The 25,177-nt window shown below is 69.8% G+C and carries 19 protein-coding genes and 5 pseudogenes; 10 read left to right on the forward strand and 14 right to left on the reverse strand.

Annotated elements, in window-relative coordinates; all coding sequences use genetic code 11:
- Nucleotides 1-15 precede the first annotated feature (15 nt).
- The 4 genes from ACWGR4_RS29280 (at nt 16) to ACWGR4_RS29295 (ending at nt 2,839) form a co-directional block, all read left to right on the forward strand.
- A complete protein-coding gene (locus ACWGR4_RS29280) occupies nt 16-867 on the forward strand; it encodes an aminotransferase class V-fold PLP-dependent enzyme (protein ID WP_452130209.1) in 852 nt (283 codons plus the stop codon).
- Nucleotides 868-875: 8 nt separating this feature from the next.
- On the forward strand, nt 876-1,547 hold the full coding sequence (locus ACWGR4_RS29285; RefSeq protein ID WP_452130208.1) for a saccharopine dehydrogenase NADP-binding domain-containing protein: 672 nt from the start codon (nt 876-878) through the stop codon (nt 1,545-1,547).
- Nucleotides 1,548-1,590: 43 nt separating this feature from the next.
- A complete protein-coding gene (locus ACWGR4_RS29290) occupies nt 1,591-1,908 on the forward strand; it encodes a hypothetical protein (protein WP_452130207.1) in 318 nt (105 codons plus the stop codon).
- 85 nt (nt 1,909-1,993) lie between these two features.
- The gene (locus ACWGR4_RS29295; protein ID WP_452130206.1) at nt 1,994-2,839 is read left to right on the forward strand and encodes an alpha/beta fold hydrolase; all 846 of its coding nucleotides are present in this window, start codon (nt 1,994-1,996) and stop codon (nt 2,837-2,839) included.
- Between the two features lie 269 nt (nt 2,840-3,108).
- Here ACWGR4_RS29295 and ACWGR4_RS29300 read toward each other — a convergent pair.
- The 3 genes and pseudogenes from ACWGR4_RS29300 to ACWGR4_RS29310 all read right to left on the reverse strand — a co-directional run.
- Nucleotides 3,109-3,501 (reverse strand): annotated as a pseudogene (locus tag ACWGR4_RS29300) (transposase); the annotation flags it as partial.
- A gap of 22 nt (nt 3,502-3,523) precedes the next feature.
- Complete coding sequence (locus tag ACWGR4_RS29305) at nt 3,524-4,753, reverse strand: IS110 family transposase (RefSeq protein WP_452130205.1); 1,230 nt, start codon at nt 4,751-4,753, stop codon at nt 3,524-3,526.
- Nucleotides 4,754-5,079: 326 nt separating this feature from the next.
- Nucleotides 5,080-5,518 (reverse strand): annotated as a pseudogene (locus tag ACWGR4_RS29310) (IS110 family transposase); the annotation flags it as partial.
- A 539-nt stretch (nt 5,519-6,057) separates the two neighbouring features.
- Between ACWGR4_RS29310 and ACWGR4_RS29315 the strand changes: the two are divergent.
- Both ACWGR4_RS29315 and ACWGR4_RS29320 read left to right on the forward strand, forming a co-directional pair.
- A pseudogene (locus ACWGR4_RS29315) lies at nt 6,058-6,768 on the forward strand (IS21 family transposase); the annotation flags it as partial.
- A pseudogene (locus ACWGR4_RS29320) lies at nt 6,708-7,315 on the forward strand (ATP-binding protein); the annotation flags it as partial. The pseudogenes ACWGR4_RS29315 and ACWGR4_RS29320, both read left to right, overlap by 61 nt.
- A gap of 700 nt (nt 7,316-8,015) precedes the next feature.
- Here the strand turns inward: ACWGR4_RS29320 and ACWGR4_RS29325 are convergent.
- The 4 genes from ACWGR4_RS29325 to ACWGR4_RS29340 form a co-directional block, all read right to left on the reverse strand.
- Nucleotides 8,016-9,032 carry a methyltransferase domain-containing protein gene (locus ACWGR4_RS29325; RefSeq protein ID WP_452130204.1) on the reverse strand — a complete coding sequence of 339 codons (1,017 nt, stop codon included), beginning with the start codon at nt 9,030-9,032 and terminating at the stop codon, nt 8,016-8,018.
- Between the two features lie 685 nt (nt 9,033-9,717).
- A complete protein-coding gene (locus tag ACWGR4_RS29330) occupies nt 9,718-10,326 on the reverse strand; it encodes a DUF6461 domain-containing protein (RefSeq protein ID WP_452130203.1) in 609 nt (202 codons plus the stop codon).
- A gap of 302 nt (nt 10,327-10,628) precedes the next feature.
- A complete protein-coding gene (locus ACWGR4_RS29335; RefSeq protein ID WP_452130202.1) occupies nt 10,629-12,104 on the reverse strand; it encodes a hypothetical protein in 1,476 nt (491 codons plus the stop codon).
- A 418-nt stretch (nt 12,105-12,522) separates the two neighbouring features.
- Nucleotides 12,523-12,756 (reverse strand): hypothetical protein, encoded by a 234-nt coding sequence (locus ACWGR4_RS29340; protein ID WP_452130201.1) that lies wholly within the window; start codon nt 12,754-12,756, stop codon nt 12,523-12,525.
- A gap of 322 nt (nt 12,757-13,078) precedes the next feature.
- On the opposite strand from ACWGR4_RS29340, the pseudogene ACWGR4_RS29345 reads away from it, so the two are divergent.
- A pseudogene (locus tag ACWGR4_RS29345) lies at nt 13,079-13,474 on the forward strand (transposase); the annotation flags it as partial.
- A gap of 214 nt (nt 13,475-13,688) precedes the next feature.
- Here ACWGR4_RS29345 and ACWGR4_RS29350 read toward each other — a convergent pair.
- Complete coding sequence (locus ACWGR4_RS29350) at nt 13,689-15,533, reverse strand: alpha-keto acid decarboxylase family protein (protein ID WP_452130200.1); 1,845 nt, start codon at nt 15,531-15,533, stop codon at nt 13,689-13,691.
- On the reverse strand, nt 15,530-17,656 hold the full coding sequence (locus ACWGR4_RS29355; RefSeq protein WP_452130199.1) for a flavin monoamine oxidase family protein: 2,127 nt from the start codon (nt 17,654-17,656) through the stop codon (nt 15,530-15,532). The genes ACWGR4_RS29350 and ACWGR4_RS29355 overlap by 4 nt, the downstream gene beginning before the upstream one ends.
- Nucleotides 17,657-19,709: 2,053 nt before the next feature.
- Here ACWGR4_RS29355 and ACWGR4_RS29360 point away from each other — a divergent pair.
- A complete protein-coding gene (locus ACWGR4_RS29360; protein WP_452130198.1) occupies nt 19,710-19,907 on the forward strand; it encodes a hypothetical protein in 198 nt (65 codons plus the stop codon).
- A 509-nt stretch (nt 19,908-20,416) separates the two neighbouring features.
- Here ACWGR4_RS29360 and ACWGR4_RS29365 read toward each other — a convergent pair.
- The 4 genes from ACWGR4_RS29365 to ACWGR4_RS29380 all read right to left on the reverse strand — a co-directional run bounded on the left by ACWGR4_RS29365 (nt 20,417) and on the right by ACWGR4_RS29380 (nt 23,280).
- Nucleotides 20,417-20,890 carry a hypothetical protein gene (locus tag ACWGR4_RS29365; RefSeq protein WP_452130197.1) on the reverse strand — a complete coding sequence of 158 codons (474 nt, stop codon included), beginning with the start codon at nt 20,888-20,890 and terminating at the stop codon, nt 20,417-20,419.
- Nucleotides 20,891-20,982: 92 nt separating this feature from the next.
- Nucleotides 20,983-22,008, reverse strand: coding sequence for a hypothetical protein (locus tag ACWGR4_RS29370; RefSeq protein WP_452130196.1), 1,026 nt, complete (start codon nt 22,006-22,008; stop codon nt 20,983-20,985).
- 700 nt (nt 22,009-22,708) lie between these two features.
- The gene (mihF, locus tag ACWGR4_RS29375) at nt 22,709-22,951 is read right to left on the reverse strand and encodes an integration host factor, actinobacterial type (protein WP_452130195.1); all 243 of its coding nucleotides are present in this window, start codon (nt 22,949-22,951) and stop codon (nt 22,709-22,711) included.
- Nucleotides 22,952-23,058: 107 nt separating this feature from the next.
- The gene (locus ACWGR4_RS29380) at nt 23,059-23,280 is read right to left on the reverse strand and encodes a hypothetical protein (protein ID WP_452130194.1); all 222 of its coding nucleotides are present in this window, start codon (nt 23,278-23,280) and stop codon (nt 23,059-23,061) included.
- Between the two features lie 451 nt (nt 23,281-23,731).
- Between ACWGR4_RS29380 and ACWGR4_RS29385 the strand changes: the two genes are divergently transcribed.
- Both ACWGR4_RS29385 and ACWGR4_RS29390 read left to right on the forward strand, forming a co-directional pair.
- Nucleotides 23,732-24,193 carry a DUF2199 domain-containing protein gene (locus ACWGR4_RS29385; protein ID WP_452130240.1) on the forward strand — a complete coding sequence of 154 codons (462 nt, stop codon included), beginning with the start codon at nt 23,732-23,734 and terminating at the stop codon, nt 24,191-24,193.
- A gap of 38 nt (nt 24,194-24,231) precedes the next feature.
- Nucleotides 24,232-24,642 carry a hypothetical protein gene (locus tag ACWGR4_RS29390; RefSeq protein ID WP_452134269.1) on the forward strand — a complete coding sequence of 137 codons (411 nt, stop codon included), beginning with the start codon at nt 24,232-24,234 and terminating at the stop codon, nt 24,640-24,642.
- Between the two features lie 158 nt (nt 24,643-24,800).
- Here ACWGR4_RS29390 and ACWGR4_RS29395 read toward each other — a convergent pair whose 3' ends face one another.
- Nucleotides 24,801-25,061 (reverse strand): hypothetical protein, encoded by a 261-nt coding sequence (locus ACWGR4_RS29395; protein ID WP_452130192.1) that lies wholly within the window; start codon nt 25,059-25,061, stop codon nt 24,801-24,803.
- Nucleotides 25,062-25,177: the final 116 nt, after the last annotated feature.

The following is a 25,177-nucleotide window of genomic DNA, read 5'->3' on the forward strand; positions in this document are numbered from 1 at the left end:
GGGACATGGCCTTCTATGGCCGGCGCCAGCAGCCTGGCGACCACATCCTCACCGCGCGCCGAGTACGCCGGCAATGCGATCGTGTTCCTCCAGACCGCGCGCCGCCCCGGCGTCCAGATCGACGTCGTCCCGGACCACGAGACAGGACGGCTGCCCGTCGACGCCCTGCGCGGCATGCTCGACGAGCGCCTGAAGCTCATCGCCATCACCCACGTGCCGACTCAAGGCGGCCTGGTCAACCCCGCCGAGGCCGGCCGCGTCGCCAACGCGGCCGGCATCACGTACCTGCTCGACGCCTGCCAGTCGGTCGGGCAACTGCCCGTCGACGTCGCCGAGATCGGCTGCGACCTGCTGAGCGCCACCGGCCGCAAGTTCCTGCGCGGCCCGCGCGGCACTGGATTCCTGTACTGCTTGCGCCGCCTCCTCGCGGACCTCGAGCCGCCGTTCCTCGACCTGCAAGCCGCTACGTGGACGTCCGCCGACGGTTATGAGATCCGCGACGATGCGCGGCGCTTCGAGACGTGGGAGACCAACTATGCGGGCAAAATCGGACTCGGCGTCGCCGTCGACTACATGCTCGACATCGGCATGGGCGCCGTCAAGGCCCGCAACGACGCCCTCGCCGAATGCCCCGGCGTCACCCTCCGCGAGACCTCGGCTCCGAACAGTGCGCGATCGTCACGTTCACCGTCGACGGGCACGACAGCCTCGTCGACGCGCTGCCTGCACCCCTGCCCGGCTGACGCACGGCGTGCGCCGCGTGATCGTCATGCCACTGCAGAGTGGCGTGGCCGCCAGAGTCCTGTCCGAAAACGTGCGCAGCCCGTCCGTTGCGGCACTCGCAAGGCCTGGACATTCGAACGATGATCTTGGTCATGGAAACCGACGCCTCGCAGACCCCACAGCAGCACCGCATTGCGCTGTTCGGCGCCTACGGCCACACGGCCCGCTTCCTCATCGGCAGCCTGCACACGCGCGGCTTCGCCCTCTCGCTCGGCGGCCGGAACCCGGAGCGGATGGCCGAGGTCGCGGAGGCTCATCCGTACGCCCGCACGCACGTCGCGACCGTGGAGGACCCGGCGTCGCTGGACGCGCTGCTGGCTGGCGCGTCGCTGGTGGTCAACGCGGCGGGGCCGTTCGGCGACACCACGCCGCCGCTGATCGAGGCGGCGCTGCGCGTGGGCGTCCACTACATCGACATCACCGGCGAGCAGCCGGTCACCCGGCGCAGCTTCGAGACATACCGGGAGCGGCTGGCGGACAGCGGGCTGCTGTTCCTGCCGGCGTTCGGCTTCTTCGGTGGGCTGCCGGACCTGCTGGCCACCGCCGCGATGGGCGACTGGGCGGCGGCGCCGACGAGATCACCCTGGCGTTCGCGCTGGACAGCTGGCAGCCGACGGCGGGCACCCGTAAGGCGGGGGCGCGCAGCGCCGGGCACCGGATCACGGTCAGCGGCGGGCGGCTGGTGCCGTTCGACGACGACCAGGACGTCGCGGTGGACTGGGTGTTCCCCGCACCCGCAGGCACGCAGCCGGTGCGGGCGCTAGGCACGGCCGACCAGATCTGAAGGCGCCCGAGGTGCGGGCGTTCATGAACGAGGCGCCGCTGACCGACCTGCGCGACCCCGGCACGCCGCCGCCCACCGCAGTGTCCGAGGACGGCCGCTCGGCGCAGACGTGGCTGGTCGACGTCGTGGTGCGGCGCGGGGACGAACGCCGCGCCGCCTCCGCGACCGGTCAGGACATCTATGCCGTGACCGCCCCCCTGGTCGCGGAGGCGGCCGTCCGGATCCTGGCGGGCGACACCGCGCCGGGCGGGGCGGCCACCGGGATGCGCGCGGCGGGCGAGGTGTTCGACGCCGAGGACTTCCTCTCGTCGGTCGGCGACATCGCCTGGTTCCGGCACTGAGTTGCGCAGTGCGCGCTCCGTCGTCGGCCCGGACGCCACTGCGTGCGATACACGACTTTAACCATCACGCAGACGAGGAGGCCTGATGACGGAAGTACCGTCAATACTGGATATATCAGTGAAATTCGTGAGATCTGCGGATGAAACGGTCATCAGCTATCGGACCGTCGGGTCGGGGCCCGACTTGTTGATCGTGCCCGGCGCCCTCGTCGTCGCCGCCGACTACGACACCCTTGCCGCCGCGCTCGCCGACCGCTTCACCGTGCACACGATCGAACGGCGCGGCCGCGGCGCGAGCGGGCAGCAAGGCGACGCGTACAGCTCCGACGCCGAGGCCGCCGACATCGAGGCGGTGCGTGCCGCGACCGGCTCCCGCTTCGTCGTCGCGCAGAGCCTCGGGGCGTTCCTCACCCTCGAAGCGGCCCTGGCCGGTTCCGCGTTCGAACGCATGGCCCTCTACGAGCCGGGTGTCTCCATCGACGGCTCGGTCCCGTTCGGCTGGGCCGACGAGTGCCGGTGCCACTTGGACGCCGGCAGGCCGGCCGAGGCCTTCCTCGCGTTCATCCAGGGCATCAACCCGGAGACCAGCGGCAAAGCGCCGCGCTGGCTGCTGCGCCGGATCATCCCGATCGCCATCAAAAAGCCGGAGCGCCTGAGGAAGTACGCGCTGCTCCCCGGCACCATCGCGGAGCACGGCGAGGCGGCGCGCCGGGACGGCGACTATCCGAAGTACAGGGCGCTCACCACCCCCGTGCTGCTGATGGCGGGCAAGGGCGTCAAGAACACCGGCGCGGGACGCACGGCCGTCCGCCTCAAGGACGTTCTGCCGAACGCCGAACTGGCACTCTTCCCCAAACTCGACCACTTCGGCCCGGAGAACTCCCCCGCCGTTATCGCCGCAGCAGTCACGGCGTTCTTCCTCGCCGAATAGCCCGGGGGTGGTTGGTTGGTGTCCGGGTGGTGGTATGTGAGCTTGCTCCGTTTTGACGGACACCGCCGTTGTGGTGGTCGGGCCGCGAGTGTGGTTTCGTATTCGACGGGTGTGCGGTAGCCGAGGCTGCTGTGGAGCCTGCGGATGTTCTACCAGGCTTCGATGACCCTGTTGCCCAATCGAGTTCACGTTGCGAGGCCGAGGGTGGCCGGCCGGGAAGCACGCGTGCGGGCGAGTGGGACTTCCGTAACGTGCCTCTATGTCTTTCGTCAAGCGTGGGCGGGCCATGCTGCGACCGGTTCGGCCGGTCGGGATTCGTAGAAGGTGCCGTCTCCGAGCATGGCGAACAGGTCGCCGATGCGTTGGCGGGCGAGGCGAAGGAGGGCCTGGGTGCGGGTTTTGCGGCGAGTTCTGCATCGGTCGTGGTGGGTGCGGGAGGCGGGGTCGTGCAGGGCCGCGAACGCGGAGAGGAACATCGCCCGTTTCAGGAGCCGGTTGCCCGTCCTGGGGGCGTGTTCGCCGTGGATGGAGGTTCCGGAGGACTTCGTGGCCGGGGCGAGACCCGCGTAGGAGGCAAGGTGGGCGGCGGTCGGGAACGACGATCCGTCGCCGATGGTCACGAGGAGGGTGGCTGCGGTCCTGACGCCGATTCCGGGCATCGAGACATCCGATCGGTCCATGGCGTCAAGCCGAGACCGGCAGTGGGGTGGGAAAGGCGGTGTTCTCGTTGTAGTGCCGGCGTGTCACGAGGCAGTGGTGGAGTTGGCCGAGGAGCCGGTTGAAGAGGTTGCGCAAGGCGGCCGTGTGCCGGTTCCCGATACTTCGGCGGCGGTCGTAGTGGCCGCGAGCTCCGCGGGAGCCGGTCAGCGCGGCGAAGGACCAGACATAGCCGACTGCGGCCAATCGCTGGTTCTTCACCTTGCGGTGGTGGACGATCAAGCTCTTGCCGGAGGCTCTGGTGATGGGTGCAGAGCCTGCGTATGCCTTGAGCGCCCGGCCGTCGGCGAACCGGGACCGGTCGTCGCCGATCTCGGCGAGGATGCGGGCTCCGGTGAGGTCACCCAGGCCGGGGAGGCTGGTGACGATCTCCGCGTCCTCGTGTTCGGTGAACCTCTCGGCGCATGCGGCGGCGAGGTTGTCGGCTGCCTGGGCAGCCGCATCGAGTTGCAAGACGAGTGCCCGGACCTGGTGACCGAGGGCTTCCTCGACCCACGGGAGCTGACGCATGTGCGGTTCGCGCAGAACATCGGCGAGATGCTCGGCCCGAGTGTCGATGCGGGGCCGGCGGCCCGCCCTGCGCAGAAGGGACCGAAGCCGCGCTTTGCTCAGGGCGGCAACCGCGGCAGGGGTGGGGGCTGCGGCCAGGACGGCGCGGGCCTCCGGGTGGGCCAGGCCCACGTTCTCGACCTGGAAGGCGGACAGGGCGGCCGGGAAGAACTCTCGCAACAGGGAACGGAGTTGGTTGGCCAGTTGCCGGCGGTTCCAGACGGCGTCCTGTTGAGCCCGGGCCGGGACGGCGATCGCCTGGATGAGTTCGGAGTCGGCGGGCAGCGGACGGTGATGGTCCGCGTCCGTGCGCAGGATGTTCGCCAAGGCGAGGGCGTCTGCGTGGTCCGACTTGGCCCGTGTCACCGACCGTCGCTCACGATAGCGAGCGAGCGCCATGGGATTGATGGCGTAGACGGGACGGCCTGCGGCTCGCAGGCAGGCCACCAGGAGGCCCCGGGAAGTCTCGATCGCAACGGGGATCGGGTCCGCGGGATTCTCCTCGGCCGCGGCAAGAAGTTGCTGCAGGGTCTCCAGCCCGGCGAGGTCATCGGTGATCCGTTGCTTGGCGACCAGGTCGCCCGGCTCGTTGACCAGGGCGACGTCGTGGTGGTCCTCCGCCCAGTCGATTCCGCAGAAGATCTTCAAGTGGGCCCTCCTTGAACACAGATGAGACAGGAGCCTGTGCAGGGAAACGCCGCGCCCTAATGGGAGGACTCGTAGGTCCGGCATCCGATTGGCAGTTCGCATCCCCAGCGGTCGGCAAGGGCCGCGCTCTGTATGCGGAGCAGGTGGCTCTGGTCTCGATGAGAGGTCTCCTTGCCGGCGGCTCGAAAGACGCACTATCCAGCGGATGATCACGATGTGCCGGAAACGGAGGACCGGTTGCGCGCAGCCTCAGTGAAGTAGGAGTCGAGCTCCGGGTCGGGACCAGACGTCCACCGGCCCTCCGTCACCGTCGTGCACCACCATTAGGTCAGGACCTCGGAAACAGGGTGGGCCTCCGGGAGCTCGGCGATCTGCGCCTCGACGGCGCGTCGTTGGTCGTGGACGGCGGCGAGCGAGCGTGCGAGGGAGGGCACGACGGTGTCGAGGGTGGTGGTGCCGGGGCCGACGACGGTCTGTTTTTTCGTCGAGGGCGTCGAAGATGTCGTTCACCAGGCGTTCGGCCATGCGTGGGGCCTGGGGCATGGTGCGGGCGGCGTCGGCGATGACGTGGGCGTCGCGGGCGTCGGACTTGGCCTCGCCCGGGTAGAGGTCCGCGATGCGGCGCATGGCCAGGCCCGGCGGGTAGGCGACCTCGCAGCGGGCGTCCCGGGCCACCGTCGGCGGCAGGGCGCCGATGGAGGCGGGTTGGTCGACGATCACCAGGACGGTGCCGAACGTCGTCCGGAGTTTGTCGAAGACGGCCCGCTGTGGTGAGGCCGTGGACGTGGTGGTGCGCCGGCCGGTGGTTCCAGGGGGCGGCATCTCGGCGTCGGGATTCCTGGGGCGGGCTGGGGCATTCGTTCGGACGGGGCCGGGGTTGCTTCGACCGAGCTTGGCGACCGTGCCGGGAGAGGGTGTGCTGTCCGAGGTGAGGAGCTCGGCGGTGATCATGTGCACGAGCCGGTCGGGGTCCGCGCCGAAGCGGCCCTCGGGAGCGCCTTGGTCGAAACCACACGTGATCTCACCGTCGGCCTGGACGGTTCTCGGTGCTTTTCGCGGCGTACGCCCACCCGCGCGAGATGCGGGCCCCGGACGATCTCGACCCCGGTGTCGAATGTTCGCCGCGTGCAGGTTTGGCGCAAACGTGGGCGCTTGGCCGTGGCGGTGACACCGCTGACAGCGGTCAGTGGATACTCCCCGCAGGCGGCCATTTATCGGCCCACTGATGGCCACGATCTTCCCCACGTATGGCCAGATACCTCCCCGGACCTGGACGGATATGCCGGTCGGTGAGGCTGACCGGTGTGAAGAACAGCAGGGAGATCATGGAAATCCTCGAGGCATACGACCTCACGGGGAGTTACCGCGCGGCGGCCGAGCTGGCCGGGTGCGACCACCACACCGTGGCCAGGTATGTCCGGATGCGTGAGACCGGAGAGCGCCCGGTGGCCCGCGCCCACCGGGCCCAGCCGATCGACGAATACCTCGGCAAGATCGAGGAATTGGTGGTCAACTCGCGCGGCAGGATACGTGCCGACGTCGTGCACCGCCGGATCACCGCGATGGGCTTCACCGGCGGGGAACGCACCACCCGCCGCGCGGTCGCGGAGGCCAAGGCGGCTCTGCGAGCCGGACAGCGCAGGGTCTATCGGCCGTGGATCGTCGAGCCGGGACTGTGGATGCAATGGGACTGGGGGGAGGGTCCGAGGATCGGCGGACGTCGTACTTCCCTGTGGTGTGTGTGGTTGTCCTGGTCGCGGTTCCGGGTCGTGATCCCGGTGTTCGACAAGACGCTGCCCACGATCGTGGCCTGCCTGGACGCGACGTTGCGGCGGATAGGCGGGGTTCCCACCTACGGTCTGACCGACAACGAGAAGACCGTCACCACCACCCACGTCGCGAACATCGCGATCCGCAACCCCGAGATCGTCGAAATCGGACGGCATTACGGCATGCCGGCCGCGACGCGGCCAACCTGCGGACCCGGCGAAAGCGGGCCGGGTTCCCGGCCGGGATGACCTTCGGGGACTGGGACGAGACCCCGTCCTCGATCCCGCGGCCGACCCAGGACTCGCTGAAGATGCTCGAATGGGTCACCCGCAAGGAGAACCTCTGCATCTGCGGGCCCTCGGGAACCGGGAAGTCGCACTTCACCGAGGCCCTCGGGCAAGCCGCGATCGAGGCGGGCATGACGGTCGCGTGGTTCACCATCGAGGACCTGGGCGCCCTGGTTCGACGACACCGCGCAAACGATTCCCTCGCCCGCGCGATGGCCCGTCTGATCCCACGGACCTGATCATCGTCGACGACATCGGCCTGTTGCCCGTCAGTCCGGACGCCGCCGAGGGCTTCTACCGCCTGGTCGACGCCGCCTACGAACGACGCGCGCTCGCGGTCAGCAGCAACCTCCACCCGTCCGGCTTCGACGAGATCATGACCAAGACCCTCGCCACCGCGACCGTCGACCGGCTCCTGCATCACGCCCACGTCGTGGTCACCCAGGGTGATTCCTTCCGGCTCAACCAGGCGACCTCCGGCCAGGGGGTGATCCCCTTGCGCTGACCCACCCACCAACAGCGGGGAATTATCCGGCCGCCGTTGGGGAGGGCATATCGGCCACCAGCGCGTTGATTATCTGGCCGCCAGCAGGGAGGACTCAAAGGCCGTTGACATCCACCACATTCCGCGAGCCCGCCCCCGCAGCCGGGAACGCAGAGAGGCCGGCGCGGGCGGCCCCGGGTGGGCGCGAGAGTCGCGGCGTCGGCCAGCCCCACTCACACCGGTCACCGGTCAGGGGAGTCCGGACCTCTCCGACTCGGTACACCCGGCGCAGCGAGCACGGTTTCGACGCACGAACACATCGCCCGCCACACGGAATTCTCAATCACATTGCGCGGCCTTCTCAAACCTTGCTGCACCGCAGGTCAACCGACCCATCGCCGAAAGCACACCCACCACCACAGACCGAAGTCCCATGTCACCAAGCACAGGCCGACCTTCCCAATCGGTGCCGCACCCCAGGTCAGAGCACCGCGCCCCGAACCCGCCGTTGAGAAGACGCAGTCGTGAGAAACCAGACAGGAAAACCGAGCAGGAAACTCCTGACCCCAGCAGCTGGTGCACGGTGATCCCGCGCACGCGGGCTCGTCATTGACGAGCGCCGCAAACCCCGGCGGGTGAGCGTGCGTGGATCGGCTGCCACGTCACGCCCGGGGCGGCCCTGATCACGCCGTCGCCGGGCCGCGCCGCGGGGATGCCAGCCTCACCCAATCGTGATCGACGCGGGCACGGGAAGAGGCCAACGGGGGCCGGTGTCGGGGTCACCCGCCCAGACGAACTGCTCGTCGTCGGCCGTGACGGTCATGCCGTGCTCGTACAGGCCGATCGCGCCCGCCGCAGTCCACGCGTCCCACGCGGCCTCGATTTCGTCGACGAGGCGACGCGGACCGCCCTGGGAGGCGATCGCGGGGCCGTTCGGCGGTGTGGTGATCGTCGCCCAGGACTCGGCGCTGTCGTGGAGGCGAGCGTGGACGCCGTGCGTGTCGGCGGTGGTGTCGAACAGGACGTCGGGCAGGCGCAGGCGCAGCGCCCACATCAGATGGGCGTCGTCGTGCAGGGGGCGCGGGTCGCGGGTGAAGGCGCGTTCGTGATCGGGGTCGCGGTCTGCGCGGACCTGGCGGTGCGTGGGGGTGGTGGGGGTTCCGCGGGCGTTCATGAATTGGGCGAGGCCGTGGAGCCATCCACTCGCCGACCGTCCGTCCTTGCCGATGGTGAGGGCGAAGTAGCCCAAGCGGGTCCAGGGGAAGACGATGTCACCGCCGGGGGTGGTCTGTTCGATCCAGGCGCGGGGGACGCGTTCGACCGCGTAGGTGGCGATCAGCCGGTCGTAGGGGGCGTTCGGGGCCCAGCCGAGGGCACCGTCGCCGACCCGGACGTCCACGCGCGCTCCGGCGCCGGTCAAGGTCGCGGCCGCAGTGGTCGCGAGGGCGCGGTCGGCCTCGACGCTGGTGACGTGGCCGGTGGGACCGACCCGGTGGGCGATCAGGGCGGCGTTCCAACCGGTGCCCGTGCCCAACTCCAAGACACGGTGGCCGGGTTCGAGGTCGAGGGAGTCGAGCATGTCGACGACGATCGACGTACACGACAAGGACGAGGACGGGACGCCGTCGGTGATCTCGGTGATCGTCGCGTCGTCCGGGCCGGCGTGGACGAGCCGGGCCCAACCTTGCGGATCCTCGGCGCGGTCGACCCAACGGCTGCTCCGGCATACTGTGATCACCCACCACACACACCCCGGGATCGTCACGGTCCGAAGTCCCATGATGACGCGGAACACACCCCGAGGGGAACCGAACCCAGAAACACCCGACGTCGCCGCCGCAGCATCGACCGTGGTCGGGTGCCCGCACGGCAGATCGAGTCGAAGGGCCAACGCGGCCGGGCGAGCCTCCGGTTCAGGCGTGGCCCGGGTGCGATGCAGGTCCGCGTCCAAGCGGGCGAGATCCGGGCGGCCCGCAACTTCTGCTCCCGCGCCCGGTCCACGAGGCCGGCCCCATGCGCGGTGTGCACCTGCTCGACGCTGATGTCGGTCGGTGAGGGTCGCAATAGCTCTACGCACGTGTCACCTGAGGCTTGCGATAGCGGTTCGCGGGGGGCGAAGGAGGAGGCGGTCTCGGCGGAGAGTGGAACCGGCCGTGGCAAGTCCGTCGATCAGCCACCGCAGGAACGGCCGGTCCTGGGTTCACCGGGCGTGGTCGTAATGGTGTTGCCTCGCTGCGGGCGTGGTCGTGTAGCGCGCCGGCGTCGGATCATCGCACACGGCTGCCCGCAGGGGAGTCGGCCGGGGGAGGCGGGACATCCGCGGTGCCCCACCGTCGGCTCCCGGTGGGGGTCGGCGGATCGGCGCCGACGCGAAGCGGAGCCACGCCGGCGTGTGCTCCGTTCCTTCCGCCGTCCGGGTTGCATCATCCGTTCGTCGCCGGGTCGGGGACCTTGGCGGTGGGTGCCGGGCCGCTCAACATCTCGGCGGTGACGGAAACGCCGGTCACCTCCTCGGCGAGGGCGAGAAGCATCGCGCCCGCGTGCGCGACGTACTCGGGCTCGTCGTCCGGGTCCTCGAACTCGGGGCGGGAGTCGAGGCCGATCCGGCGCATTGCGGCCGCCAGGCCGTCGGGTCGGCTCCCGAAGCGCGTGCCGGCGTCCAGCGCGTCGAAGTCGGTGCGAACGTCCCCGTCGACGATGTGGGTGAAGCGGTGGTGTGCGAGAACATCGGTGTACACGGTGACCAGTTCGGTCCCGGCCGACAGCGCGGTCACCGCGTTCTCCCCCGGGCCGTCGTGACAGTCGTCCTCGAGCGCCAGGGTCCAGCCGCCGAGGTCGTGCACGCAGACCAACAGCCACGATTGCGGGTGCAACGAACGCTCCTCGAGCGTCATCGACCTCACGGTGCTCGGATCGGCGCCGAAGCGACGCAGGACCTCGTCCGGCTCCAGACTCCGAACCAAGGTGATGCGGTAATAGACGGGTAATCCGGGTTCGTTGATCCACGCGTACGACTGGTGACCGACACTCATGCGTCATCCTCCCGGCGGCTCCTCGGCCCGGGCACGGGTGAGCCGGGCGGCGAGTGGGCCGAGCCTGCCGGGTCGAGCCGACATCGCGCGTCGGGTCACAAACGGGCCGGTGTCGAAGAACACCCCACCGCACACCGGGCAGGAAACCCGCCCGACACGCAGACCGACACACCACACGCGGCCCCGGGCCGCCGCTTCTTCCGTGATCGGCGTACGGCCGCGCGAGGAACAGGAGCCGGCTGACGTGCCGTTCGGTACAGGATGGCCTCGAATGCGTCGACGCCGCCCTCCCATGCCCGCATTCACGAGTTCTCGGTGGCGTCGACGATGTTCGGGCCGGAGGGCCGGGCACAGTCGGGCGGGTCGGAACCCACCGGGGTGGTACAGCCCGGGACCACGGCCCGAAGACGGGTCCCGGCAGGAGGGACGGCGTGCAGGCGGCGGGCGCGTTCACCGCCCTTGAACGCGGCGCGCGACACCTCGGCGTACCGCGCGCCGCGGTGTGGCGGACGACGGCACGGCCGGCGGTGGGGGTGGGGTCGGCGTGTCCCCTGTTCCCGTCGCGCGGTGTGTGGTGGCCGCGCATGGGCCTCGGCGATCGACTCGCGGTGCACCGCGGCCGCGTTCGGGCCCCACGGTGCCGGTCGGGCCTGCAGGTCGGCGATGACGGTGAACCGCCGCCTCGGGCGAGGGGTGGTACGCGTTCCTGCGCCGTACCGATTGAAGGTCAGCGCGTGGGGCTCTGCCCGGGGTCTGCATGCTCGTCGGCCTCCCTCGCCGTGGAAGTGCCAGCCGGGGACCACGACGTGCCGCCGGGCGTCGGGGTTCACGGTGAATCGTTCGTCGGGTCGTGCTTGAGGAGAGATCACGTACGGGGGTCGGCCGGGATGATGTTCACGCAGGAGCGCGGCGGCGAGCGCGACGTTGACGAGGTCGGGCTTGTGCTTGGAGCGCATGGCCAACGATGCGCGGATGAACTCGTCCAGGGCGTCGCCAGCGGCGGCGGTGGCCCAGACGGCGCGGGCGGCGGCCTCGACCACGGACCGCGGAAGGGTCCGTCGTTGGTCGAACAGGGTGTGGCAGTTCGTACACAGGACGGTGATGTTGGTGATCCGGTCGAATTCGCCGGACGCCACCTCGAGTCTCCAATCGACGGGCCATCCCTCCTCGTTCACCCGGGCCATCGTCGCGGGCCGGTCCTCGATGTGGGCGTACTCGAGCGGCATCACCAGCCCGAGTTCCAGCCCCTCGCCGCGGGCTTCCTCTCCCGTAGTGGTGTGTACGTCGCGCAGAACCCGCAGGAGTCGATGGAGATCGTCTCCCGGCGAGGCGTGCGCGTCGGGGTCGACCAGTCCCAGGGCACAGCCGATCCGGCCCAGGGCCTCCATCAGGCGCTTGGTCGGGGACGTCATGTCCGGCCGGTCGAAGGTGTTCGGCGCGGGCTTCGGGGGCTGTGGAAGCAGGGGGCTGTCCGCTGGGACGTCGACCACTCCGTGGGCGAGGTCCCCTTCCGGCAGGGGACGCGGTGGGGCGGACAGGCAGCGTCCGTGGCGCACGTGCGCGCCGGGGAATGCCCGGGTGATCACCGAGGAATCCACCATGCCGTCCCGAACGAGTTCGCCGACGTCGATGGGGGATCGCGCTTCCTCGGGCCGCAGGCGCTCCCCGGTCGCGTGATGCCCCAGCACCCTCACCTCCACCCGGGCGTCCGGCAGGGCCAACGTCAGCACGAGAACGATCACGGCCGTGTCCGGGCCGGATTCGGGAGTTTGCGGCATACGGACGATCGTGCCCGTTCCAGGGGCCCGGCTCGATCCCCGGGCCCGTCGGGTCCGCCGCCGAAGGCGGACTCGACACTCGCGCCGCGGACCGGCGTATGTGATCGCCGGGCCCGGACTGACATCACCGGAGGCGAGGCGAAACGGACGCCACGGCCAGCAGGCCGATCCCGAAGCCACACCCCGGGGGTTGCACGGGCGACGGCGAGAGCTTGCAACCACGAGCCGATACCGAGGCCGACGTCCGCCACGTTCCTCGCCGGTGCTCCGTACTTTGATCACTGCGGCTTCCGGTCGGGTGAGGCGCACCGGCAGGAGCGTTCGCGGTCCGGATATCGGGGACTCACCCGGCGCCAACGAGGGGTCGCCCAGCGGTTGCGCGGGGATCCGGATCCAGAACGATCACTGAGCTTGTGCTTTATCCTCCTTCGCCGTCATGCGGCGGCTGGGGGATGCTGTAGGCGGCGTCAAGCCTGTTGATGATCTTCCGGAGTTCGCGGGCGCCCCGGGGTGACATCGCGTTCATCACCGTGTCCAGGAGGGCGCGCGCCTCCAAGGGGTTGCCACAGCAGTACCAGTGCACGTTGCCCCACTCGTAGTCGTGCCACTGCTGCCGCTCGGAGCGGCGAACGTGGTCTCGCCACAGGCGCACAGCGACGGTGACATCCCCTGGTTGCAGGTAGTTCCGAGTGCGTTCGAGGCGGGCTGCCTCGGAGAGCGCCCGCGAGGAGACACCGTCGATCGCGGGTCTCGAAGCCTGTGTCCGGTGCAGAGGGAAGCTGGTCCGGACGTCCGTCGGCCGTCTACGCGGCATGGACCTTTCGGTTCGTCGTCACGCGGTCCATGGTGTCACGATCACGCGCGCTTCTCGAACGAGTTCACTCATCCGGGAGTTCGCCGGACGTGGACACGGCCTTCGTCTGACCATGTGCTCCGACCAAGGACGCACCCGAACTCGACGAAGGCCGTGGGGGATGAGTCTGCTGTACCGCAATGTCCGGCGAGAGCCGTTCGCTGAAGCGTCACACTTCCGGGAGGACTTCTGCGGGTGCCTGACCGCGCGGCGTGACGAACTGTTCGAGCTCGCGGACGCGTTGCCGTGCGCGGACGGCCCGGTGACGTCGCCGGTGGAGCTGACGCTGGTGGCCGAGCACCGAGATGGGCACGGCGCGCTGTACGACGCTCTCAACCGCGGCCGCCTCGACACTGGACGGCCGCGGCGGACGCCGGCCGCGCTACCCCAGCCGAAGGCCGCCGACGACCGCCTCGTCCTGGCGGTGGACGTGAGCAACTGGCTGCGGCCGGACGCGGAGTGCAGCGCGGACCGGCTGTTCTGCCACACCTACGGCTGCGGTAGCGGTCAACACATGATCAACCGACAAGATCTTTCAAAGCAGCCGGGACGGAACGCCCGGTACGGCGTTCCACCTCGGGATCAGGCGCAACGGCCTGTTCCCGAGGTGCGAGGACGACATCCGCGCGATGTTCCGCACCGGCCTCTCGCCGACCTTGATCGTGGAGCGGACGGAGGCGATGTCGCCCGAAGTCGCCGAAGAACGCGCCTCCTCGCGATGCGGTGTGTGGTTATCGGCAGTTCTCGTCGATCTTGTATTGCATCGCTCTCGGGTAGTCGCGCCGGTCCAGTAGCACCCGGACCAGGATCGGGCCGCGGTTGATCGAGTGGTCCGGGTCGGTGACCTTGGCAAGGAGGGCCTCGAGGTCGGTGTGGGTACGAACGCTCGCGCCCGTCATCGGGTGTTTCTCGGTACCGAAGACGTCGGCGAGTCGTTCGTAGCGCCATACGTGCAGCTCGTTGTAGAACTCGGCTCCCTCGGACGGGTTTTCCGCGTAGAAGCAGGGGTGTACGAGCATCTGCTCGATGCCGTAGAACCCCTCGTTGTCCAGAACGAACACGATGGGTCGCAGCCCGTACCGGACCTGGGTGGACAGTTCCTGGCAGGTCTCCTGGAAGGAGCCGTCGCCGACGAACACCAGGGGTCGCTTCTCCGGCTCCTGCCGGGCCAGGGCGACGCCGGAGGCGGCGCCGACCGAGTAGCCGATGGACAGCCAGCTGTTCTGGGCCACGAAGGAGGCGCGCTCGACCATGTTCAGGTTCATCGAGCCGATCAGGGCGAACGCCGCGTCGGAGACGACGGTGAACGGGTTGACGCGCGCTCCGGGCATGCCGCTGTCCTGGTCCTGGAGGAAGGAGTTGACGTGGCGGAAGAAGCTGTCGTACGTCAGGTCGGTCGGGTAGTCGCCGCCCACCAGGCCGGCCAGGTAGGCGGAGGTGGTGGCAGGGACGTCCAGGCCCGCCGCGTGTGCCTGGGCGAAGTAGTCGGCGGCGAAGACGCCCGCCCCGAACTCGGCGGTCAGGGCCTCGCGCAGGGCCGGGATGAACCGTGCGAGTTGCACGTCGGGGAAGTAGGAGGCGCCGACGTTGACGCCCTCGTGGGCGGCGACGGCCCAGTCGGCGCCGATGGACTGTTCGCCGCCGAGGTTCTTCGACGTCGCCCACGAGCCGAGGCCGATGCGGCAACCGGCGGCGTGGAACACCTTGTACACGTCGGGGTCGCTGGCCTTGCCGTTGTAGACGCCCGAGTAGCCGGGGGTCTCCTCCGAGACGACGGCCTTGGCGCCGATGGTGGTACAGAACGGGATACGGGTATCGCGTACCAGCGCGGTGAGTTCGTCGGAGAGCCGGAAGCGGTCGATCTCCTCGCCGGCCCACAGGATCGGGTTGCGGGCGGTGCGGATCAGGTCGACGGTCGCCGCGACGGCCTTGGCGAGCATGCGTCGGTTCGCTTCGGTGAACGGCCGTTCGCGTGCGGTCAGTCGTCCCTGCGGCGCGGGGCACGGCGCCGACCACACATCCGCCATGACTTCCAGGTAGACCGGTCGGCGATGGGTCAGGCAGGCGGTGATGGCGCTGTCGATCTGAATGGGCGCCAGGCCGGGGTTGGAGATCGCCTGGGCGTCGACGGTGACCTGCCGGTAGACGTCGAGGTTGCTTTCGGGGCGCTGGATCATGTGCGTGGTGAGCAGGCCGATCGCCTGCTGGTTGAGCCACTGTTCGTGGCTGGGCGCGGCATTGATCGCGATCACCGGCACGAATTCGGCGTAGGCGCCGCCGATGGGGTTGAGCAGGTTGAACGCGCCCACACCGTAGGTGACGGCACACGCGGCGACGCCCTGCTCGCCGAGCGCGAGGTCGGCGTCGGCCGAGGCGACCCGGGCGTAGGCGTCGGCGGCGTACCCGGCGCCGACCTCGGTGGGGGTACCCACCCAGCGCACCGCGGACTTGGCGCGCATCGTGGTCAGGAACGGGCCGAGAAGATCACCCGGAACCCCGAACAGGTGTTTGATGCCGAGTTGTTCGAGCCTGACGGCGAGGTATTCGGCGACCGTGCAGTCCTGGTTCGTGGTCATGACGCGGGCATCTCCTCGGGGATCCGGTGCGGCTGCGCGGCTCCGTCCACGACCTGGACACCGTCGGCGTCCGCGACCTCGGCGACGTTGCCGGGTCGGGCGGGAACGGGGGCGCCGTTGACGGCGATGGCGGAGCGTACGGCTGTTTCCACGGCGCCCTCGATCCAGGCGTGCTTGAGCGAGATGTGCTCGCCCGCGAAGTGCACGGGACCTTCGGGCCGGACCGCGTCCAGGTGGAAGCTGGTCATCTGATGCGGCGTGTACACGGCGGCTTCGCCGAACGCGTAGGGGTCGCGCAGCCAACTCTGGGTCCGGCCCTCGCCGGTGAAGAACACCTCGATGCGCAGCCCGTGCACGGACTGGAGGTTGCGCAGCGCGTAGCCGTAGCGTTCGGCGTCCTCCAACGAGTCCCAGCGCACCGCGTCGTCCGACCACGAGTAGCTCGCCAGGACGACCCCGCCGGGGCTGCCGGGGATCGGGTGGGAGGGGTAGTACATGAAGCGGTTGGGGTTGTCGGTGGTGGAGCCGCCGCCGTAAGCGTTGGTGGCGGGTCGAACCCCGGCGTCGAACAGTGGTGCGTTGCGCAAGTAGGCCACCTGCGCGGCGTCGATCCGGGATTCGTCGACGCTGGGGTGGGCGCCGAGCAGCCCGGTGGGCAGGTCACGCACGGCGGAGGGAGCGGACAGGGCGGCTTCGGCGGGGTCCTCGCCCACGTTTTGATAGTAGTCGTAGAGGTCCGGGTCGATCGCGTCGAGTTCGCGTTTCCAGTCCTCCTCGGTGAACTCCCACCAGCGGCGCGAGAATTCGAGCAGCACCTTGGTCGCCTGGTCATAGTGCGTCTCGATCACGGCACGGCGCTTCTTGTACGAGAACGCCGGAGCCACCCGGGTGAAGCGCAGGCTGGAGAAGGGGATGGTGACGATCGCGACGTCCCCGGTCCAGGCCTGCGGTTCGGCGTATGGGTCGTCCTCGGGCACGGTCTGCACGACGACCGCATCGCCGGGTCCCACGAGGCCCCCGGCGGCGGCCGAGCCGTCGCGGTCGGGATCGCGGTACTCGAGGCGGACCATGCGTTGACCCATCACGATCTGGTCGCGCAGATCCTTTGCGAGCGCCTCCGGGAGCAGTCGGCTGCCACCGTCGATCTCCCAGTAGGTGGCTTTCGGGTCGATGTCGCTGCGCCCCAGGAAGGTGTGGAAAAAGGCGAGGTGCAGTCGGGAGGTCATGTTCTCGATGGTGCCGATCGCCTCGACGGCCTCGTCGCTGAAGCCCGCGTACTCGCGGAGGTAGCGGCCCATCGAGTAGCCGTCGAAGTCGCGGACCACCGCGGCCCAGCCGTCGAGCCACTGTTCGAAGGGCTTGTTGATCCGTTGGCCGTCGATCAGGTCGGAGTAGTAGTTCCGGACCGGCTCCAGGGCGTCGTGGACCAACTGCGCGACGGTCACCCGTGATTCGTGGCCGCTGAGGTGGAAGCCCTCGTTGAGTGCGCAGGGCTGCTCGGCGTAGCGGGCGCGGCGGGCCTGCTCGCGGTTGGTGCGGATCCAGGTGTGGTTGCGCTTGTCCGGTTCGCGGAACTCGGGGCTGGCGGGGCCGTTCGTCCACGTCTCGCCGGTGAAGGAGCGGTAGGTCACGGGCGGTACCCGCACGTCTTCGTTGCCGGTTGTCGGATCGATGTCGACGTTGTAGAACAGCCGCCGCTTCAGGCCGAGTTTGTCGATCAGTGCGAGGGTGAGCGGGTGGAAGCTCGGTACGCGCATGGCCCCGGCCTCGGCGTACTGCGCGGGGTCGGCGAACGGGGAAGGCTCGCCTTTGGTGGTGTGGAAGGTCTTGATCCGGCCGCCGACCCGGTTGGCGTTGGCCTCCAGGATCGTCACGTCGTGCCCGACCTTGGTCAGCAGCGAGCCGGCGACGAGGCCGGCGATGCCGGCGCCGACGATGAGTACGCGCTTGCGTTGCGGCGGCGGTTGCAGTCCGTTGTCGATGAGGGTGTCGAGGTAGCGCAGTTTGAGGTCTTCGTTGGCGGGTTCGGGGCCGACGAGCAGCAGTTCGCGCGCGAGTTGGCGGTAGGTCTGCTGATCGGCGCGGCCGGCGCCGTTGCGGTGACCGTTGGAGTTGTCGTTCATCGCACTTCCTGGGGTGGGGACGAGGGTCTTGGGACGGGGGATGGTCGAGTGGCCGAGGGTTGCCGGTGGGAGGCTGCCGCCGTGCGGTCCGCAACCGGGCGGGCCGCGGCCTGTGCACGGTAGGCGGGCGCGGGGTGCCGACGGAGGGCGTGGACGCGCAGACTGTGCCGGCGGTGCCGAGGAACCGGCTCGTTCGGGCCGTCGGGCCGTGCCGGAAGGGCCGTCGACGGACTGTCGACGACTCCATACAACCGGATGGTCTGAATGTTGCGCGGTTGACCGGCGATCTTCGACGCCTACGCGCCCGCGCCCGCGTTCACGGTCGCTGGGATATGCACCGCCGATCCGGCAGGGGGGACGAGCGGCTCCCGGTCGAGGTCTCGCCCATCACACGCCTTCCCAGGGGTGGACAGGTGGCGGTCGTCGCCACTGCCCCGAGTGTCATCGTGCACGGAGCCTGCGGAACTCCGATTGCACACGCAAAGTATCATAATAATGACACTGAGTAGTGCTCCGGGGAGTGCCGTGTGATTCCGCAGTGGTGGTTGGTGGTGTGGGCTGGGGCGTTGCGGGTTGGATGGGAGCGGTTCATGGCCGTTCGGATGGGGCCGTGAGAGGTCTGGCCTGGGGATATCGCGGTTTCGTCGAGAAGGCCCGGGTGTGTTCCACATGACCTTGTGCGCCTGGATCGTTGATGTGATTTCGGTTGTTCGTCTGTGGGCATGGCGCAGGGCCGTGGCCGCGCTCGCGGCGGCCACGGCCGTGACGCCTTCGTCGACGTCACCTGGCGGCACGGCTCGCGCGGTCCAATGCGCTCGCGGTTCCTGCGGCTGCGGGTGCGACCGGCCCCCGACGACCCGCCGGTACCGGCGCTCACCGCGCCGATCGAGGCGACCGAGCCGTTTGCCGGCCTCGGCCGGGCGGTCGCACCGCCGCAACGCCGCCCGGTGACCGGGCCGGTCCCCGGCGGGCGGGACGACGGGGCACGGCCGCACGACGTGGGCCCGCACGTCGTGCCCTGCGGGACGTCGATCGGGCGGTGGACGGCCCGGCAGCGGTCGGGATGGGACGGGCCGAACGCGGCGCAGCGCGAGCAGTTGCCGGGCAACGGGGCCGATCCCGCCCGCGACGATCGACACCGCGGTGGCGGTGTCGGACGGGCCTGGGCTGAAGCGCACGTGCGAGCGGGCGTGGACGATCGGGGTGGGCGCGGTGGCGACGTACCGGGCCCGGGTCGGGCACCCGCAGGTGCGGCGCACCCACGTGGCGACCGTGACCGCGTTCGACGGTCGGCCGCAGGACGTCGAGTCGAGGGCGTGGGCGACCACCACCAGGCGCAGGCGGGCGAAACCGGCGGCCGAGCAGGCCACAGAGTCGGTCCGGGCCGCGGCCTCATCGTCGCTCAGGACCGCCATCGGGGGGCCTTGTCGCCCTGAGTGTTCGGGCCCGCGAAGTGGAAGGGGAACCGAAAGGTGGGCGGCCAGGGTGCTGCCGGGGGCGTGGGTGGCAATCCTCGTCCTCGCCGAGGTAGCGGCGGGCCGTGGAGCGGTAGACGAGCGCTCGGGCGGCTCAGCCGGACTCTGGATGCGGCGAGTGTCGACTACACGGCCGAGATCCACCCCGGCACCGTGCACGGCTTCACCACGACACCGATGCCTTCGACGCCGGCGCGCTGGGTCTTCACTGGGACCGCCTGACGGACATCCATTTTGCGCGGACCAACCGCCTTCGGGCGGCCGGGCGTTGCGCTCGACCGGGTGACGGGGGGCCGGCGCCGGCGATCGAGCGAAGAAAGTTCCGCTCCCGTATCGAATCCGTCATCCTCCGTCACGGTCGGAGGTGAGTGTGCTCACGTATTGATAGTCGGCGATACACGTCGGGTATCGCCGCGTTCTGCGGCGGGTCCACAGGATGGCATCGATGCCATGACCTTGTAACAACAACTTTCCGTATCCGTCGAAAGCGCTACACAGATGATCATTTCCGAGCGCGATCGGGCTTGGTCGCGGCATCCATTGTCGGCAGTATTTCGCCGCGCGGATGCGAACTGCGCATGGCCGAGACCGTGTTCGGCCTCGACCTCCCCCACCACGACGTCGTCCACGGCCCACTCCTCGCCGCCGGACTGCGCGAAGGACTCTCCGCACCCCTGCCCGTGGACACCTCACCACCACAACCGATCCCCGTCCCCGACACCGGGCCCATCACCCTCACGGCCACCGCCATCGCCGCCGAATCACCCGGCGAGTAGACCACGGCAACGCGTTGCGCTCCTTCCCGACCTCCCACGGTGCGGGCACCGACCCGGACCGCTTCCGAGGCGCCCGAAATCAGTGTCGTGGTGCGCGCTCGAGGATCGCCCGGGGTCGTGGGTGTTCAAGATCGCGCCGCACGGGATGCACGCGGCGAAACCCGACTGCCCCACGCGGCTCGAAATCCCCGGAAGCTGCGAGTAGCCACCTCCGGTGTCGAACCCGCACACACCGCCGCGTCGCCGGAGGGCGGGCTAATCCAGGCCGACGGGTCAGCGCATACCCCCTGCGTGCATCCTCGGCCGGCGGAGGGGACGGACCGTCGCCTACGAGGGTGATCTTGCGCGCACCGAGCGCAGGTGGAGAACCCTCACGGGAGCACGCGGCGCGCGCCCGGGGGGCGCGGACGGTCGCGGACGACCGCGGACAATCGCGGTCGAGGTGCTCGGTGGGCGTATTCTCCGGCGCAGCCGCCGACGGCGGCCGGCTCACCCGTCGTGCCCTGCGCTCAATCGTCGGCGCGGGGCGGCGGGGATGTGCCGCCGGCGCGCCACACGTGCCGGAGGTGGTCGGTGAGCGTGTCGACGACGGCGTCGCGGCCGTCACGGCACAAAAGGGTGAAGTCGATGTCGGCGTAGCCGTTCTCGACTCCGTCCTCGGTGTTGAAGGCGACGCTCGTGATGTGTGCGGGGAGTTGTGGAAGGAACCAGGTGGTCCACGCCTGGGCGGCGGCGCGGGCGTCGCAGATGCGGATGCTCAGCGACGGCGGACGCGGGGTGTAGGAGCCTTGGAACAGCCACGGTCGGATGGGGAACCACACCTCGAGGAGAGGCTCTCCGCGAAAGCCCTCCCCGGCCCTCCAATGGGCGTCGGGTCGTTGTTCGAGGGAGGCGATGACCTGCTCGACGGCGAGGTTCCACGGTTGGTCCGGGGCCGGGGCGAAATACCAGGGGGTGGCGTAGCCGGCGGGGTCCGTCGTCACGGGGTCGTCCTTCCGGATTCGGCCGAGGCGCGAGCGTGGCGGCCGGTATGGATCGAACAGGGCCGTTCCGCGGGCTCGGTCCGGGTGCGCGTCTAGGTTCCGGTGGCGTCGAGGGGGTGTGATTGGGCCAGTCCGCCGGTGAGGACGGTGGCCGGCGCGTCGGGTGCGGCGGGGACCCGGATCAGGACGCAGGCGAGGAATGTTTCCTTGACGGTGGTGAAGGGCCCGCTCCTGCCCAGGAACGCGATGGTCGTGGGGGCGGTGGCGGTCAGGTGTGCCTGGGGTATCAGGGCCTTGGCCTCGATCGTCTTGTCCAGGACGCAGGGGACCAGGCGGTCGCCGGTGGCGGTCCGGAACGTCTGCCGAACGACGGGGCGGGCGGTGACGGTGGTGGTCTGCGACATCCGCTCGTCCCGGTGGGCGTCGTCCTCGATCCGCTTGCGCAGTTCGGTGGTGTAACTGCCCGGCGCGAGGCGGGCCTCGCCCGCGCCGGGCCCGGCGGGCACCGACATCATCGCGGCGTATCGCCCGCACACCGTCGCGGCGTCGCCCGCGGTCGTGGTGCGCGCGGAGCCGGAGGTGTCGCGGGCGACGTCGTCGAGTGTGGGGCGGGCCTGGCGTTCGGGGCTCGCGCTCGCGGTGGCGGGTGGGTCGCCCACCCGGGCGTGGGCGGTGAATACGGCCTTCCACGGCGCGCCGGGCGTGTCCTGGACGAAGTGGACGACGGCCTTGTCCTCGCTGTCGGCACCGGTGGCGGCGACGGCGAGGAACGTGCGGGGATGGCCGCTCGCCCGGGGGATCCAGAACTGCGGGGCCGGGTGGGTGAACGGCTTGTAGGGTTCCCGGTCCGGGCGTGCCCGGTCGGCGCGGTACCCCGCCAGGGATGCCTCCAGCAGTTCGCCGCCCTCGACCCCGGCGAGGCGGTCGCCGTCGAGTGTCGTGTTCGCCGTGTTGTTCTCGGTGTCGTAGCGCTCCAGGACCTGGCGGGCCTCGGCCTCGGAGATCACCGCAGGATCGGGTACCGGCGCCACGATCGACGCGCTGGGCACGGCCGGCTTGCCCGACCCGCCCCCCGACGAGCACCCCGCCGCGGCCCCGACCGAGGCCAGAGCGATCACCGCCGCACCCACTCGTCTCGCCCGACTGTGCATCCGTTCCCCCGAACTCCCGTCCGTCACCGACGAATCCACACTCTCACGCGACCGCGACCACGCGGACGCGCAGGCCACAGGGGCGGAGCGGTGGGGCGGATCGGATCAAGAGCGCGAACCGTCGGGGAACGTCGACCCCGCACGGCGTGTTCCTCACGGCGCCTCGGCCTCGGCCACGCGCAGGTTCCCCATCGGCGGGGCCGGCGTGGCGTACCGCGCGGGCGACCGGAATCATCGGGCTCGGCACGCGGGACGGGATATCGAGGGCTGCGGAGCGCTCGAAGGCCCTCTCCGCCCTTCCGGCCCGGGCGCGTTCACGCCGGGCCCGGGGACGAGTCGGGCACGCCGGAGTCGGATCGATCGGATCGAGCCACCCAATTCCCGGGCCGCTCGGGCAGCGGGCAGCGTGGCCGTCGCCCTGATCGCCTCGGCCCACGAGGGGTGGCCGGCCTCGTGGGCGCGGCGCTCGCGCTGCCCGGTCGACGGTCGGGGCGATGGTGGCGTCGGCCCAGGAGGGGTGGCCGGCGCGTCGGGCGGCGTGTTCGCGTTCGCGGACGGCCGCAACGCCCCCGGCGTTTGTTGCGGGCGCGTCGCAGGTCGTCGGTGTCGACGTCGAGGGGTTCGTCGGAGCCGTCGAAGTGGGGCGTCGGCACCCCGCGTCCGCAGGTCACGTCCGAGGCGCGAAGCGCTCCAGAAGCCGCTCGCGCTGTTGGACGCCCAGGCCGCGGACTCGGCGGTTCTCGGAGATCCCCAACTCGACGAGAAGTTCGGCGGCGCGTGCCTTCCCGATGGGCGGGAGGGATTCGAGCAGGGCCCGGACCGGCATCTTGCCCACGGCGAGGGTGTCGGTGGCCAACACCTCGCCCAGTGACAGCCGACCGCTCTTGAGCGCCGCTCTCGCGTCGTCCATCCGGAACGGGCCGATCATGGTCGATGCCACCGACGACGCCCGGCACGACCGTCCGTCCCGAACCTCGCGGACACGCACGCGACTCGGCGCGAGGCGTCGGCCCCGTCCTACTTCCTCGACGTGGCGGTCGCCACCAGACAGGCCACGTTCGGCCGGGCACACATCGCCGCGACGTCGGAGGCGCTCGGGGGCGGCGACGTCGGGGAGTCCGCGACCGCCGGCCGCTCCGCGGGGGCGGCCGGCGAACCCTCGTCGAGCACACGCGTCGCCGACCACGCCGCCACGACGACGAACACGTAGACCACGACGTGCTTCCGGTACCGACGCATGATCCTCCCGTGGATGCGAACGGCGACACCGTAACCAGCACCTCCGACACCGGCGTTCGCCGACGCACAGGGGTTCGCGATTCGGCGGGACCCGAGGGATAGTTCAGAGGAGCATGTGTCAGATGCTCACTCCTGCGGCCAGACCCCGCCCAGCGACCACGGCTGCTGGAGATCCGTGACAACCTGCCGGCCCGGATCGCCGAAGCCGACCGGGAGGGCCGGCTCGGTGAGATCGAGGGGCTCCAGGTCAGCCTCGCCGGGGCCCACAACAAGATCACACAGATCGACCAGGCATGTGTGCGGAAGCCGGTGGACCTGGGCATGCCGATCATCGGCCGACCCGCGAGCCCACCGTGAATCAGGGGCGAAGGCGATCATTAGGCTCCGTCCCATGGCCACTGACCTGGGATTCACCTGCTCGTGCTGCGGCGAGCGCCACGCCGAACTGGCGATGAACTACTCGGCTGCAGCTCCCTACGTCTGGGACCCGAGCTTCGCCGACGCCCCCGACTGCCTGCTGTCGTCGGACCAGTGCGTCATCAACGGGCAGCACTACTTGGTGAAAGGACTGGTCGAAATACCGGTCATCGGCAGCGACGAGGTGTTCTCCTGGGGCGTCTGGGCCTCCCTCAGCCGCGAGAGCTTCGTCCGCATGGCGGACCTGTGGGACACCCCGGGACGGGAGGCCGAGACCCCGTACTTCGGCTGGCTGAGCACCGATCTGCCGCTCTACTCACCGAGCACGGTCAACCTGAAGACGCACGTCCACAGCCGCCCGGTCGGCGACCGCCCGTTCATCGAACTCGAACCCACCGACCACCCCCTCGCCGTCGAGCAACGCACCGGCATCACCCCGGACCGCGTGCGCGAGATCGCTGAAAGCATCCTGCACCCCACCGGCGGCAACTCATGACCGGCACGAACGAGGGTCAGACGAAGCCTCTCGAGGAGATGAGCGATCGCGAGTACTTCGCCTGCGTCGGCCACCGCCCTGGAATGCTCATGGGCAAGGCCTCTTTCCACACGATCACCGCGTTCCTGAACGGCTACGACCAAAGCGCCGTCCGACACGGCGGACAAGGTCTCGCCGGCTGGTCGGAGTGGCTCATCGCCCGCCGAGGCCGCGACTGCAACCACGCCTGGCCTGGCCATGTCCTGCACATCGCGCTCCCGCACGGCTGGAACACGTACTGGGACCTGCCGCCCGACGACGACAAGCACGCGATCAAGGTCCTCTTTGAACTCCTCGACGAGTTCGCAGCCGAACGCGAGGCGGCTGACGACGGGTGCGAGGCCGACGAAATCACTGGAGCGGGCATCACAGCTGACACTCTGCGGCGGACGAGCGGAGGAACGGCATGACCGACGGGCTGGTGCCCGGACCCGAACCGGACTGGCAGCCTGCAACATCCCGCCCGACGCCCATGCAGCAGTCGAGGAAATACTCAGGCGGCAGTGGGCCTGCGTCGGTAATCTCCGCGGGTGTCGTTGACTCAGTACGTCTACTTTGCGATCGCCAGCTAGCTCGCGACGGATTTCGCGGACGGCGGGAGGGCCATGTCGAGGTGCGCGTCGATGGTTTCCCTACCGAACGTGCTGTCGAGATGGAGGGATCGGCGGATGAATCGGCCCACGGTCTTGGGGGCCAGGTCCAGCCGCGTGCGGGCGTCCAGGCAGATCTCGCTCAGGAGTCCTGCGGTGTGGTCCGGCTTTCGTTGGACGTACCAACCGCAGGTGTCGTCCTGGCCTCGCTGATCCTGTGGCTCCGCGACCACAACCATGATCGTTTTGTCGGACAGGCCCTAGGTCGCGTATCGGGTTGTGATCAATTTGTGGGATTCGTCGTCAAGGCGGTCCTGGTCTGGTAGATCGTCTTGGTGTGACGCGAAGGCAACTG

Source organism: Embleya sp. NPDC055664, assembly GCF_053618075.1.